The 13,781-nt window shown below is 57.0% G+C and carries 8 protein-coding genes; all 8 read left to right on the top strand.

The window, feature by feature from the left end:
* The 8 genes from rplA (at nt 1) to fusA (ending at nt 13,764) form a co-directional block, all read left to right on the top strand.
* A complete protein-coding gene (gene rplA / locus B9G99_RS03655) occupies nt 1–693 on the top strand; it encodes a 50S ribosomal protein L1 (RefSeq protein WP_086623263.1) in 693 nt (230 codons plus the stop codon).
* Nucleotides 694–927: 234 nt separating this feature from the next.
* Nucleotides 928–1,434, top strand: a complete 507-nt coding sequence (gene rplJ, locus B9G99_RS03650; protein ID WP_086620802.1) for a 50S ribosomal protein L10 — start codon at nt 928–930, stop codon at nt 1,432–1,434.
* A 66-nt stretch (nt 1,435–1,500) separates the two neighbouring features.
* Complete coding sequence (gene rplL / locus B9G99_RS03645) at nt 1,501–1,875, top strand: 50S ribosomal protein L7/L12 (protein WP_086620801.1); 375 nt, start codon at nt 1,501–1,503, stop codon at nt 1,873–1,875.
* A gap of 252 nt (nt 1,876–2,127) precedes the next feature.
* On the top strand, nt 2,128–6,204 hold the full coding sequence (gene rpoB, locus B9G99_RS03640) for a DNA-directed RNA polymerase subunit beta (RefSeq protein ID WP_086620800.1): 4,077 nt from the start codon (nt 2,128–2,130) through the stop codon (nt 6,202–6,204).
* An 82-nt stretch (nt 6,205–6,286) separates the two neighbouring features.
* Nucleotides 6,287–10,501 carry a DNA-directed RNA polymerase subunit beta' gene (gene rpoC, locus B9G99_RS03635; RefSeq protein ID WP_086620799.1) on the top strand — a complete coding sequence of 1,405 codons (4,215 nt, stop codon included), beginning with the start codon at nt 6,287–6,289 and terminating at the stop codon, nt 10,499–10,501.
* 142 nt (nt 10,502–10,643) lie between these two features.
* Nucleotides 10,644–11,018 carry a 30S ribosomal protein S12 gene (gene rpsL, locus B9G99_RS03630; RefSeq protein ID WP_086620798.1) on the top strand — a complete coding sequence of 125 codons (375 nt, stop codon included), beginning with the start codon at nt 10,644–10,646 and terminating at the stop codon, nt 11,016–11,018.
* 109 nt (nt 11,019–11,127) lie between these two features.
* The gene (rpsG, locus tag B9G99_RS03625; RefSeq protein ID WP_086620797.1) at nt 11,128–11,598 is read left to right on the top strand and encodes a 30S ribosomal protein S7; all 471 of its coding nucleotides are present in this window, start codon (nt 11,128–11,130) and stop codon (nt 11,596–11,598) included.
* A 48-nt stretch (nt 11,599–11,646) separates the two neighbouring features.
* Nucleotides 11,647–13,764 carry an elongation factor G gene (fusA, locus tag B9G99_RS03620; protein WP_086620796.1) on the top strand — a complete coding sequence of 706 codons (2,118 nt, stop codon included), beginning with the start codon at nt 11,647–11,649 and terminating at the stop codon, nt 13,762–13,764.
* Nucleotides 13,765–13,781: the final 17 nt, after the last annotated feature.

The following is a 13,781-nucleotide window of genomic DNA, read 5'->3' as shown; positions in this document are numbered from 1 at the left end:
ATGGCCAAGCTTTCCAAGCGCATGAAGCTGATTCGCGATCGTGTCGATGCCTCGCGTGTATACAGTGTTGATGAAGCCGCTACGCTGCTGTCTGAAATTTCTTCCGTGAAATTCAAGGAAAGTGTAGAAGTCGCCGTCAACCTGGGTGTTGATCCGCGTAAATCGGATCAGGTTGTTCGTGGTGCTACCGTACTGCCCAATGGCACTGGTCGTGACGTTCGTGTTGCGGTCTTTGCGCAGGGTGCGGCAGCTGATGCGGCTCGTGAAGCCGGTGCCGAAATTGTCGGCATGGATGATCTGGCAGCAGAAGTCAAAAAGGGCAACCTTGACTTTGACGTTGTCATCGCAGCGCCGGACGCCATGCGCGTCGTCGGTCAGCTGGGCCAGATTCTGGGTCCGCGCGGCCTGATGCCCAACCCCAAGGTGGGTACCGTAACGCCTGACGTTGCGACTGCCGTCAAGAATGCCAAGGCAGGCCAGGTGCGTTTCCGTACCGACAAGAACGGCATCATTCATGCGGGTATCGGCAAGGTCGATTTCACGCCTGAAGCCCTGCGTGGCAACCTGGAAGCGCTGGTCAATGATCTGAAAAAGCTCAAGCCCAGCACCTCCAAGGGTGTTTATATCAAAAAGGTTTCCCTGTCCACGACAATGGGGCCTGGTGTTACCGTCGATCATTCCTACCTGAATTGATCGATACCAACCGATTGCTTTGCGGTCCCCGTGCCCGTGGTGGAACGGGGCGCCGTCAAAGACCGCAGGTGTCGTCCTACGGGGCGGCTTAATCATTTGTTCGGAGCAGATGGCCTGCGCAGATGGCGCCTGTTGTCAGCCGGCAACACGCCATCATCCACTCTGCTGTATGTCTTCAGTAGATGGTAACCACGATGGTCATTCTTTCGGATGACCGGCACGAGGAGTGAAAATATGCCCCTGGGTCTTGAAGACAAGAAGGCAATTGTCGCTGAGGTCAGCGAAACTGCCGGACAGGCGCTCTCCGTTGTCGTAGCCAATTCTCGCGGTGTTGACGTGGGTGCCATGACGGCACTGCGTAAAAAGGCCCGCGATAACGGCGTCCAGCTGCGCGTTGTGCGTAACACGCTGGCACGTCGCGCCCTGCAGGGCACTTCTTGGGAGTGCCTGAACGAGACTTTTGTTGGTCCGTCTCTGCTGGCGTTTTCTCTTGAGCATCCGGGCGCCGGCGCGCGTCTGCTCAGGGATTTCGCTCGCGAACAGCCCAAATTTGAAGTCAAGGCGCTGGCCTACGAAGGTGAGCTGATCGATGCAAAGGATATCGATCGTCTGGCAAGCCTGCCGACCTACGACGAAGCTATCGCCAAGCTGATGTCCGTCATGAAGGAAGCTTCTGCCGGCAAACTGGTACGCACGCTTGCAGCGCTGCGCGACCAGAAGCAGGAAGAAGAAGCGGCCTGATCGACGTATCATCCCGGCAAATTTCATCGGGCAGTCATTTGCCCCGCAAAGTACAGGAATGCAATCATGGCACTGAGCAAAGAAGACATCATCAACGCTGTTGCTGAAATGTCCGTCATGGAAGTCGTCGACCTTATCGAGTCGATGGAAGAGAAGTTCGGCGTCAGCGCCGCTGCAGCCGTTGTTGCAGGTCCGGGTGCAGGCGGCGAAGCCGCAGCCGTTGAAGAGCAGACCGAGTTTGATCTGGTTCTGACTGCCGCTGGTGACAAGAAGGTCAACGTCATCAAGGTTGTTCGTGAAATCACCGGTCTGGGCCTCAAGGAAGCCAAGGGCGCCGTTGACGGTGCTCCGGCAACCCTGAAAGAAGGCATGTCCAAGGACGATGCTGAAGCAGCCAAGAAGAAGCTGGAAGAAGCTGGCGCTTCCGTGGAACTCAAGTAATCAGTGTTCTGCCTGAAAGCGTTATAGCATGACGGCTGGTGGCGGTCAGATGAGCTGACCGCCGCCGGCCTTTTTCTGTTGCCGGATGGGCTTAGCGTGCTCATAGCACCATATCCAGTACGCTAAGGCGATCCGGAAAACTTCAAGCGGCGAGCTTTCTTCCAGAAAGCTTGCCGTTGGCGCCTGATGGAGCCAATCCGCTGGTGTACCGATCACGCCAGTCACTCATGGTGAACAAGCTGGGGATTACAGATGGCTTACTCATACACTGAGAAAAAACGCATCCGCAAGGATTTCAGCAAACTGCCCCAAGTAATGGATGTGCCTTACCTGCTGGCCATCCAGCTTGATTCCTATTATGACTTCCTGCAGCAGGATCGTGCCCCTGAAGGTCGCCATGATATTGGTTTGCATGCCGCCTTCAAGTCAGTGTTCCCGATTGAAAGCTTTTCGGGCAATGCGGCACTCGAATATGTCAGCTACCGCTTTGGTACTCCTGCCTTTGATGTCAAGGAGTGCCAGCTTCGTGGTGTGACCTATTCAGCACCCCTGCGTGTCAAGGTACGTCTGATCATCTACGATCGCGAGTCTTCGAACAAGGCGATCAAGGATATCAAGGAGCAGGAAGTCTACATGGGGGAAATCCCCCTGATGACCGAAAACGGTACCTTTGTGGTCAATGGTACCGAGCGCGTTATTGTTTCTCAGCTCCACCGCAGCCCGGGCGTGTTCTTTGATCACGACAAGGGCAAGAGCCACTCTTCGGGCAAACTGCTGTATTCGGCACGTGTGATTCCCTATCGCGGGTCCTGGCTGGATTTCGAGTTTGACCCGCGCGATAACGTCTTTGTACGTATTGACCGTCGCCGCAAGCTGCCGGCCACCGTGCTCATGCGTGCACTGGGCTACAGTGCCGAGGACATTCTCGGCTATTTCTTCGACACCGATGTCTATCATGTCGAAAGAAACGGTTTTTCCGTACAGCTGGTGCCCTCGCGTCTGCGTGGCGACACTGCGAGCTTCGATATTTCCGATAATGACGGCAATGTCATTGTTGAAGAAGGTCGTCGAATCACGCAAAAGCATATCCGTCAGCTGGAAAAGGCGGGTATCGAGCGTCTTGACGTGCCGATGGAGTATCTCCTTGGCAAGACGCTGGCAAAGGATCAGGTCGATCCCAATACCGGCGAGCTACTGGTGGCCTGTAATACCGAGCTGACGCTTGAAATGCTCGAGAAACTGGGTCAGGCCGGTATCACGACCATTGAGACACTGTATACCAACGACCTGGATACCGGCTCGTTCATCTCCGACACCCTGCGTGTTGATTCCACCGGTTCTCAGCTCGAGGCACTGGTCGAGATCTATCGCATGATGCGTCCGGGCGAACCGCCGACCAAGGAAGCCGCCGAGTCGCTGTTCAACAACCTGTTCTTCAGCGAAGACCGTTACGACCTTTCGGGCGTTGGTCGCATGAAGTTCAACCGTCGTCTGCGTCGCGATACGGACGAAGGCCCGGGGGTTCTGACCCATGACGACATCATTGATGTGCTCAGAGAGCTCATCAATATTCGTAACGGGTTTGGCGATGTCGATGACATCGATCACCTGGGTAACCGTCGTATCCGAAGCGTCGGCGAAATGGCCGAAAACCAGTTCCGTGTGGGTCTGGTTCGCGTTGAGCGTGCGGTCAAGGAACGTCTGTCGATGGCCGAAAGCGAAGGCCTGATGCCGCAGGACCTGATCAATGCCAAACCGGTTGCGGCGGCGGTCAAGGAGTTCTTCGGCTCTTCTCAGCTTTCACAGTTCATGGACCAGAACAATCCACTGTCCGAGGTCACGCACAAGCGTCGTGTGTCCGCGCTCGGGCCGGGCGGTCTGACTCGTGAGCGTGCCGGTTTCGAAGTCCGTGACGTTCATGCCACGCACTATGGCCGTCTGTGCCCGATCGAGACACCTGAAGGTCCGAACATCGGTCTGATCAACTCGCTGGCCACCTACAGCCACACCAACCACTATGGTTTCCTGGAGACGCCCTACCGCAAGGTGGAAAACCGTCAGGTTACCGATGAGGTGGTGCATCTGTCGGCGATCGAGGAGGGGGACTTCATCATCGCTCAGGCCTCGGCCACGGTGGATGAAAACGGCCAGCTGATTGACGATCTCGTTCAGGTTCGTCACCGCGGTGAAACCACCTTCATGGCACCTGACAAGGTGACCCTGATGGACGTCTCTCCGCGTCAGGTCGTCTCGGTGGCCGCGGCCCTGATTCCGTTCCTGGAGCACGATGACGCCAACCGCGCCCTGATGGGTTCGAACATGCAGCGTCAGGCAGTACCGACGCTCAAGGCCGACAAGCCGCTGGTCGGTACCGGGATGGAGCGTTTCGTGGCACGCGACTCCGGTGTTTGCGCCGTGGCTCGTCGTGGCGGTGTCGTGGATTCTGTCGATGCCAAGCGTATCGTTATTCGCGTCAATGAAGATGAAATCATCGGCGGTGAAGCCGGCGTTGATATCTACAACCTGACCAAATACGTGCGCTCCAACCAGAATACCTGTCAGAACCAGCGCCCGATCGTGCGCCAGGGCGACCAGATCGCCATTGGCGACATTCTGGCTGACGGTCCGTCGGTAGATACCGGTGATCTGGCGCTGGGTCAGAACATCCGTATCGCCTTCATGCCCTGGAACGGCTACAACTTCGAAGACTCCATGCTGATTTCGGAGCGCGTGGTTGAAGAGGATCGCTTTACCACGATCCATATCCAGGAGCTGACCTGCGTTTCTCGCGATACCAAGCTGGGTGCCGAAGAAATCACCTCGGATATCCCCAACGTGGGCGAGGCGGCTCTGGGCAAGCTTGACGAGTCAGGCGTGGTCTATATCGGTGCCGAGATCAACCCGGGCGACATTCTGGTGGGCAAGGTGACGCCGAAGGGTGAAACTCAGCTGACACCGGAAGAGAAGCTGCTGCGTGCCATCTTTGGTGAGAAGGCCAGTGACGTGAAGGATACCTCGCTGCGTGCGTCTACCGGCATGCGCGGTACGGTTATCGACGTTCAGGTCTTCACCCGTGACGGCGTCGACAAGGATGCGCGTGCGCTCTCCATCGAGCAGCAGCAGCTCGATGAAGTGCGCAAGGATCTGCAGGAAACCTATCGTATCGCCGAAAACGCGACCTTTGAACGTCTGCAGCGCACGCTTTCCGGTCAGCCGGTCAACGGTGGGCCGAAGCTTTCCAAGGGTGACGTGGTTACCGACGAGTATCTTGAAGAGCTGCCGCGCTCGCAGTGGTCGAAGATTCGCATGCAGGATGAAGCGCTCAATGAGCTGCTGCATCAGGCCGACGAACAGCTGGAACTTCGCCGCAAGGAGATGGAGGAGCGTTTCGAGGACAAGAAGCGCAAGCTCACTCAGGGTGATGATCTGGCACCTGGCGTGCTCAAGATCGTCAAGGTCTATCTGGCCGTCAGGCGTCGTATCCAGCCAGGTGACAAGATGGCGGGTCGTCACGGTAACAAGGGTGTCATCTCGGCCATCATGCCGGTTGAAGACATGCCGTTCGATGATGAGGGCACGCCGGTCGATATCGTGCTCAACCCGCTGGGTGTTCCGTCGCGCATGAACGTTGGTCAGATTCTTGAGACCCACCTGGGCATGGCGGCCCACGGCCTTGGCGTCAAGATCGACCGGATGATGCGAAATGCCCGTGAGCAGCAACTCACCGAAATTCGTGAGTTCCTGCACAAGGTGTACAACACCAGTGGCGGGCGTCAGGAAAACATCGACGAGCTGACCGATGAGGAAGTGCTGGCACTGGCCAAAAACCTCTCGAAAGGCGTGCCGATCGCATCGCCGGTGTTTGACGGTGCCCATGAGCAGGAAATCAAGGGATTGCTTCGTCTGGCCGATCTGCCTGATTCCGGTCAGATGGCGCTCTACGATGGCCGTACCGGTGAGAAGTTTGATCGCCCGGTTACCGTTGGCTACATGTACATGCTCAAGCTCAACCACCTTGTGGATGACAAGATGCATGCACGTTCCACCGGTTCGTACTCGCTGGTCACTCAGCAGCCGCTCGGTGGCAAGGCGCAGTTCGGCGGCCAGCGCTTCGGTGAGATGGAAGTGTGGGCACTCGAAGCCTATGGCGCGGCCTATACGCTGCAGGAAATGCTGACGGTCAAGTCCGATGATGTTGAAGGTCGTACCAAGATGTACAAGAGCATCGTCGACGGTGATCACAGCATGCAGGCGGGTATGCCTGAATCCTTCAACGTACTGGTCAAGGAAATCCGCTCGCTGGGTATCGACATCGAGCTGGAAGGCTAAACGCCGCCTTTACCTATGAAGGTCCGCGGGGCCCTGATTGATCGGGCCCCGCTCATGACAACTCCGCAACGGAGCCGACCCCATGAAAGATCTGGTCAAAGTTCTTAAATCGCAGGCGCAGTCTGAAGAGTTTGATGCCATTCGGATTTCGCTTGCTTCTCCGGACATGATCCGCAGCTGGTCGTTTGGCGAGGTCAAAAAGCCCGAGACCATTAACTACCGGACGTTCAAGCCAGAACGTGACGGCCTGTTCTGTGCCAAGATTTTTGGTCCGGTCAAGGATTACGAGTGCCTGTGCGGCAAGTACAAGCGCATGAAGCACCGTGGCATCATCTGTGAAAAATGCGGCGTCGAAGTGACCAAGGCGTCCGTGCGTCGCGAGCGGATGGGCCATATCGAACTGGCGTCTCCCGTCGCGCACATCTGGTTTCTGAAGTCGCTGCCGTCGCGTATCGGCATGCTGCTGGACATGACCCTGCGTGATATCGAGCGCGTGCTCTATTTCGAGTCCTTCGTGGTCATCGATCCTGGCATGACGACGCTTGAGCGCGGTCAGCTGCTCAACGATGAGCAGTATTTCGAAGCGCTTGAGGAGTTTGGCGACGATTTCGATGCTCGCATGGGCGCCGAGGCCGTACAGGCGCTGCTGTCCGATATCGATCTGGGTGAAGAGATTGACCGTCTGCGTGAGGAAATTCCGCAGACCAACTCTGATACCAAGATCAAGAAGCTGTCCAAGCGCCTCAAGCTGCTGGAAGCCTTCTATCGTTCCGGCAACCATCCGGGCTGGATGGTCATGGAAGTGCTGCCGGTACTGCCGCCGGATCTGCGTCCGCTGGTGCCGCTGGACGGTGGCCGCTTTGCAACGTCTGATCTCAACGACCTCTATCGTCGTGTGATCAACCGTAACAACCGTCTCAAGCGTCTGCTGGACCTGTCTGCGCCGGATATTATCGTCCGCAATGAAAAGCGCATGCTGCAGGAATCGGTCGATGCCCTGCTGGACAACGGTCGTCGCGGTCGTGCCATCACCGGCTCGAACAAGCGTCCGCTGAAGTCACTGGCTGACATGATCAAGGGCAAGCAGGGACGTTTCCGTCAGAACCTGCTGGGCAAGCGTGTTGACTATTCCGGTCGTTCGGTTATCACCGTAGGCCCGACCCTGCGTCTGCATCAGTGCGGTCTGCCCAAAAAGATGGCGCTTGAGCTGTTCAAGCCCTTCATCTATTCGAAGCTGCAGGGCAGTGGCCAGGCCTCGACCATCAAGGCGGCCAAGAAGCTGGTAGAGCGTGAAATGCCCGAGGTGTGGGACATTCTCGCCGACGTTATCCGTGAACATCCGGTACTGCTGAACCGCGCGCCGACGCTGCACCGTCTGGGCATCCAGGCGTTCGAGCCGATGCTGATCGAAGGCAAGGCCATTCAGCTGCATCCGCTCGTTTGTGCGGCCTATAACGCCGACTTTGACGGCGACCAGATGGCCGTTCACGTACCGCTGACGCTGGAATCCCAGCTTGAAGCGCGTGCGCTGATGATGTCGACCAATAACGTGCTTTCGCCGGCCAACGGTGATCCCATCATCGTGCCGTCACAGGACGTTGTTCTGGGTCTTTACTACATGACGCGCGAGCGTATTGGCGCCAAGGGTGAAGGCATGGCCTTCTCCGACCTTAATGAGGTCGAGCGTGCCTTCGGTACCCAGAACGTGGCACTTCATGCGCGCATTCGTGTCCGTTTGAGCGAATGGACGCGTGATGAAGAAACCGGTGAGCTGATCGAACATGCTTCGGTCAAGGACACCACCGTGGGCCGTGCGCTGCTGTATCGCATTGTGCCGCGCGGTATGCCGTTTGAAATGGTCGACAAGGCCATGAAGAAAAAGGCGATCTCCCAGCTGATCAACGCCGGCTATCGTCTGGTGGGGTTGAAGGAAACCGTCATTTTTGCTGACCAGCTGATGTATACCGGTTTCCGTCTGGCCACCTGGTCGGGTGCCTCCATCGGCGTAAACGACTTCGTAATCCCCGACTCCAAGAAGGAGATTATCGAAGCGGCCGAGGATGAAGTGAAAGAAATCGAGGATCAGTTCTCCTCGGGTCTTGTCACGGCTGGCGAGAAGTACAACAAGGTCATCGACATCTGGTCCAAGGCGAACGATAAGGTCGCTCGTGCCATGATGACCGGTATTTCCAAGGAAACAGTGACCGATCGTGAAGGTAACGAGGTTGAGCAGGATTCGTTCAACAGCGTCTTCATCATGGCGGATTCCGGTGCTCGTGGTAGTGCCGCCCAGATCCGTCAGCTGGCCGGTATGCGTGGTCTGATGGCCAAGCCGGATGGCTCGATCATTGAAACGCCGATCACCGCCAACTTCCGTGAAGGCCTGAACGTACTGCAGTACTTCATCTCGACGCACGGTGCTCGTAAGGGTCTGGCAGATACGGCACTCAAGACGGCCAACTCCGGTTACCTGACGCGTCGTCTGGTTGATGTGGCTCAGGACGTGGTCGTAACCGAAGTCGATTGCGGCACGGAAGAAGGTCTTACACTGCATCCGGTCATTGAAGGGGGCGATATCATCGTCTCGCTGGCCGAGCGTGTGCTGGGTCGCGTCGTGGCGCGTGATGTCATCGATCCGCAGACCGAGGAAGTGCTGATTCCGCGCAATACGCTGTTGGATGAAGCCTGGTGCAACCGTCTCGACACCATGGGTGTTGACGAGATTGTGGTGCGCTCGACCATTACCTGTGAAACGGCACATGGCGTCTGCTCGTCCTGCTATGGCCGCGATCTGGCCCGTGGACATGTGGTCAACGTTGGTGAATCGGTGGGTGTCATTGCGGCACAGTCCATCGGCGAGCCGGGTACCCAGCTGACCATGCGTACCTTCCACATTGGTGGTGCGGCTTCGCGTGCTTCGGCCGTGGATAGCGTCCAGGTCAAGCATGGTGGTAGCGTGCGACTGCACAACATGAAGCATGTTGAGCGTAGCGACGGCAAACTGGTTGTGGTCTCCCGTTCGAGTGCTCTGGCGGTGGCCGATGAGCATGGCCGTGAGCGCGAGTACTACAAGCTGCCCTACGGCGCCGAGCTGTCCATCAAGGACGGCGCGCAGGTTGAGTCCGGCCAGGTCGTGGCCAAGTGGGATCCGCACACACATCCGATCGTCTCGGAAGTGGAAGGTCGCATCCAGTTCACGGACATGGAAGAAAACGTCACCATCAACCGCAGTGTTGATGAGATGACCGGTCTATCTTCCATCGAAGTGATCGAGTCCGGTAACCGTCCAACATCCGGACGCGACAAGCGTCCCATGATCATGCTGCAAAACGAGCATGGTGAAGCGGTCTCCCTGCCGGGCTCCAATACGCCGGTACAGTACATGCTGCCCGGTAATGCGATCGTTTCCGTTGACGATGGTTCTGCGATCGGCATCGGTGAAGTGGTCGCTCGTATTCCGGTGGAAGCGTCCGGTAACAAGGACATCACCGGTGGTCTGCCGCGCGTTGCAGACTTGTTCGAGGCGCGCAAGCCCAAGGAAGCTTCGGTACTGGCCGAAACCACGGGTACCATCACCTTCGGCAAGGAAACCAAGGGCAAGCGTCGTCTGATGATTACGCCCACCGATGGTGATCCGGTCGAAATGCTGATTCCCAAGTGGCGTCAGATCGGTGTCTTCGAAGGCGAAACCGTCGAACGTGGTGAGGTCATTTCCGATGGCCCCAGCAACCCGCACGATATCCTGCGTCTGCTTGGGGTCAGCGAGCTGGCCAAATATATTACTGCGGAAATCCAGGACGTCTATCGTCTGCAGGGCGTTGGCATCAACGACAAGCACATCGAAGTCATCGTGCGTCAGATGCTGCGCAAGGTAGAGATTATCGATGCCGGCGACAGCACGCTGATTCCGGGCGATCAGGTTGAGCTGGTGCGTGTTCTGGCAGAGAATGCACGGCTGCATGAGCAGGACAAATTCCCTGCCAAATACGACCGTGTACTGCTGGGTATCACCAAGGCATCGCTGGCGACCGAGTCCTTCATTTCGGCGGCTTCCTTCCAGGAAACCACGCGCGTATTGACCGAGGCTGCCGTGACCGGCAAGCGCGATTATCTGCGTGGCCTGAAGGAGAACGTGGTGGTGGGTCGCCTCATTCCGGCAGGGACGGGTCTTACCCACCATGCCGAACGTCGTCGCAGGAAGGAGGGTGCTGCACGTGACCTGCATCCTTCGGCCTTCGATGTCGAACAGCAGCTGGGTGAGCATTTGACCGCCCTGGACGCTGACGACGATCTCTAAAGGTACCCGAGCCCTGCGCCGTATCCGGCACAGGGCTTGACGCCCTTGCAGGCAAACCCTTAGAATTCGCAGCCTTTAACAGTAGGGATAGGTGCGTCCTGTCTCTACTGTTTTGTATCATCATCATTGGAGCGAGCCTTTTATGGCAACGATTAATCAGCTGGTGCGCAAGCCTCGCAAGCGCCCGCAGGCCAAAAGCGACGTGCCTGCTCTGCAGGCATGCCCGCAACGCCGCGGTGTTTGCACGCGCGTTTATACGACCACGCCCAAGAAGCCGAACTCGGCCCTGCGTAAGGTTTGCCGTGTTCGCCTGACCAACGGTTACGAAGTCGCTTCGTATATCGGCGGTGAAGGTCACAACCTTCAGGAGCACTCCGTGGTCCTGATCCGTGGCGGCCGTGTAAAGGACCTTCCGGGTGTGCGTTATCACACTGTTCGCGGTGCGCTGGATACCTCCGGTGTTCAAAACCGTAAGCAGTCGCGCTCGAAGTACGGCACCAAGAAGCCGAAATCCTGATCGGTATCCATTTAATTTACACGGTCTGATAAGAGTAAGGCCGGGCAGCGCACCCTGAGGTGTTTGGTCCCGGGTTTACCTGAAAGACTCTTCTGACTGAGGGCTTATCATGCCTAGAAGACGTATTGCGGCGAAGCGCGACATCCTGCCGGATCCCAAGTTCGGAAGTGAGCGCCTTGCCAAGTTCATGAATCACCTGATGATCAGCGGCAAGAAATCCGTCGCCGAGCGCATCGTTTATGGTGCGCTGGATCGGGTTGCCGAACGCTCCAATGATGAGCCGCTGGACATTTTCGACAAGGCACTGGAAGCCATCCAGCCAATGGTCGAAGTAAAATCACGTCGTGTTGGCGGTGCTACCTATCAGGTACCCGTCGAAGTGCGTCCTTCCCGTCGTCAGGCGCTGGCCATGCGCTGGATGGTAGATGCAGCACGTAATCGTGGTGAAAAGACCATGGTGCAGAGGCTGGCCGGCGAAATGCTGGACGCGGCTGAAGGCAAGGGTGCTGCTGTCAAGAAGCGTGAAGACGTCCATCGTATGGCTGAAGCCAACAAGGCCTTCTCTCACTACCGCTTCTAATAGAAGCGCCTTCAGACGAAGGCGCTTCCAACTACAGGATACGCTATCGTGGCACGCAAGACTCCTCTTAAGCGCTACCGCAATATCGGTATCTGCGCCCACGTTGATGCCGGCAAGACAACGACGACCGAACGCGTGCTCTTCTATACGGGTCTTTCTCACAAGATCGGTGAAGTGCATGAAGGTGCCGCTGTCATGGACTGGATGGAGCAGGAGCAGGAGCGTGGTATTACCATCACCTCTGCTGCGACCACCTGTTTCTGGAGTGGCATGAATCAGCAGTTCGATGAGCATCGCATCAACATCATCGACACCCCCGGGCACGTTGACTTCACCATCGAAGTTGAACGTTCCCTGCGTGTGCTTGATGGTGCGATCGTCGTGCTGTGCGGCAGCTCCGGTGTTCAGCCGCAGACCGAAACCGTCTGGCGCCAGGCCAACCGTTATGAAGTTCCCCGCATGGTGTTCGTCAACAAGATGGACCGTGCCGGTGCCGACTTCTTCATGGTTGTTGAGCAGATGCGCAAGCGTCTGGGCGCCAATGCCGTGCCGATCCAGATCAACTGGGGTGCGGAAGACGAATTCAAGGGCGTCATCGACCTTCTTCAAATGAAGGCCATTCTCTGGAATGAAGAAGACAAGGGCATGACCTATGACCTCGTCGACATTCCGGCTGAGCTGCAGGAAACGGCTCAGGAATGGCATGAGCATATGGTCGAATCTGCCGCTGAAGCTTCTGAAGAATTGATGGAGAAGTATCTCGAAGGCGGTGAGCTTTCCATCGAGGAAATCAAGGCTGGCCTGCGTCGTCGTACGCTGGACAACGAAATCGTACTGGTAACCTGTGGCTCGGCGTTCAAGAACAAGGGCGTACAGGCCATGCTGGATGCGGTTATCGAGTATCTGCCGTCGCCGACCGAGGTCAAGGCCATCGAAGGTGAGCTGGATGACGCGGCGGGGACCATTGAGACTCGCGAAGCCGATGACAGTGCGCCTTTCTCTTCACTGGCGTTCAAGATCGCGACCGACCCGTTTGTCGGAACGCTGACCTTTATCCGCGTATACTCTGGCGTGCTTAACTCCGGCGACCAGGTCTATAACTCGGTGAAGGACAAGAAGGAGCGTGTTGGGCGTATCGTTCAGATGCACTCCAACAGCCGTCAGGAAATCAAGGAAGTTTACGCAGGCGATATCGCTGCCTGTGTCGGTCTCAAGGATGTCACTACCGGTGATACCCTGTGTGATCCGAACTCCAAGATCGTTCTTGAGCGCATGGAATTCCCCGAGCCGGTCATTTCGGTTGCCGTTGAACCGAAATCCAAGGCTGACCAGGAGAAGATGGGTATTGCTCTGGGCAAGCTGGCTCAGGAAGATCCCTCTTTCCGCGTCAAGACCGACGAGGAAACCGGCCAGACCATCATCTCCGGTATGGGCGAGCTTCACCTGGATATCCTCGTTGACCGCATGCGTCGCGAGTTCAAGGTCGAGGCCAATATCGGCAAGCCGCAGGTAGCCTATCGCGAGACGATCAAGAAGAGCGTCGAGCAGGAAGGCAAGTTTGTCCGTCAGTCCGGTGGTCGTGGTCAGTTCGGCCATGTCTACCTGCGCATTGAGCCGCTGACCGATGAAGACCGCGGTGATGATCCGGAAATGACCTTCAAGTTCAGCTCCGAGATCGTCGGTGGTGTAGTACCCAAGGAATATGTGCCGGCAGTCGAGAAGGGTGCCTTTGAGCAGCTGCAGAACGGTGTCATCGCCGGTTATCCGATGATCAACGTCAAGGTAGCGCTGTATGACGGTTCCTATCACGACGTCGACTCCAATGAGAATGCCTTCAAGGTTGCCTCTTCCATGGCAATCAAGGAGGGCGCACGCAAGGCCGGAGCAGTACTGCTCGAGCCGGTGATGAGCGTCGAAGTGGTAACACCCGAAGACTTCATGGGTGATGTCATGGGCGACCTTAACCGTCGGCGTGGTCTTGTTCAGGGTATGGATGACACTACTTCCGGTAAGGTTATCCGTGCCATGGTGCCGCTGGGTGAGATGTTCGGTTATGCGACCGATCTGCGTTCTCAGACCCAGGGCCGCGCAAGCTACTCCATGGAGTTTGCGAAGTACGATGAGGCACCGTCCAGCATCGTCGAAGCCGTCATCAACCAGAAATGATAACCGTTAGCTGATAA

The sequence above is a fragment of the Kushneria konosiri genome (assembly GCF_002155145.1).
Taxonomy (GTDB): Bacteria; Pseudomonadota; Gammaproteobacteria; order Pseudomonadales; family Halomonadaceae; genus Kushneria; species Kushneria konosiri.
Note: the sequence above shows the minus strand (reverse complement) of the source record. Positions and strands in the feature narration are given on the sequence as shown.

Bases quoted from the DNA above. Each gene is read 5' to 3' on its own strand.
- rplA (WP_086623263.1), top strand. From the start codon at position 1: ATGGCCAAGCTTTCCAAGCGCATGAAGCTGATTCGCGATCGTGTCGAT.
- rplJ (WP_086620802.1), top strand. From the start codon at position 928: ATGCCCCTGGGTCTTGAAGACAAGAAGGCAATTGTCGCTGAGGTCAGC.
- rplL (WP_086620801.1), top strand. From the start codon at position 1,501: ATGGCACTGAGCAAAGAAGACATCATCAACGCTGTTGCTGAAATGTCC.
- rpoB (WP_086620800.1), top strand. From the start codon at position 2,128: ATGGCTTACTCATACACTGAGAAAAAACGCATCCGCAAGGATTTCAGC.
- rpoC (WP_086620799.1), top strand. From the start codon at position 6,287: ATGAAAGATCTGGTCAAAGTTCTTAAATCGCAGGCGCAGTCTGAAGAG.
- rpsL (WP_086620798.1), top strand. From the start codon at position 10,644: ATGGCAACGATTAATCAGCTGGTGCGCAAGCCTCGCAAGCGCCCGCAG.
- rpsG (WP_086620797.1), top strand. From the start codon at position 11,128: ATGCCTAGAAGACGTATTGCGGCGAAGCGCGACATCCTGCCGGATCCC.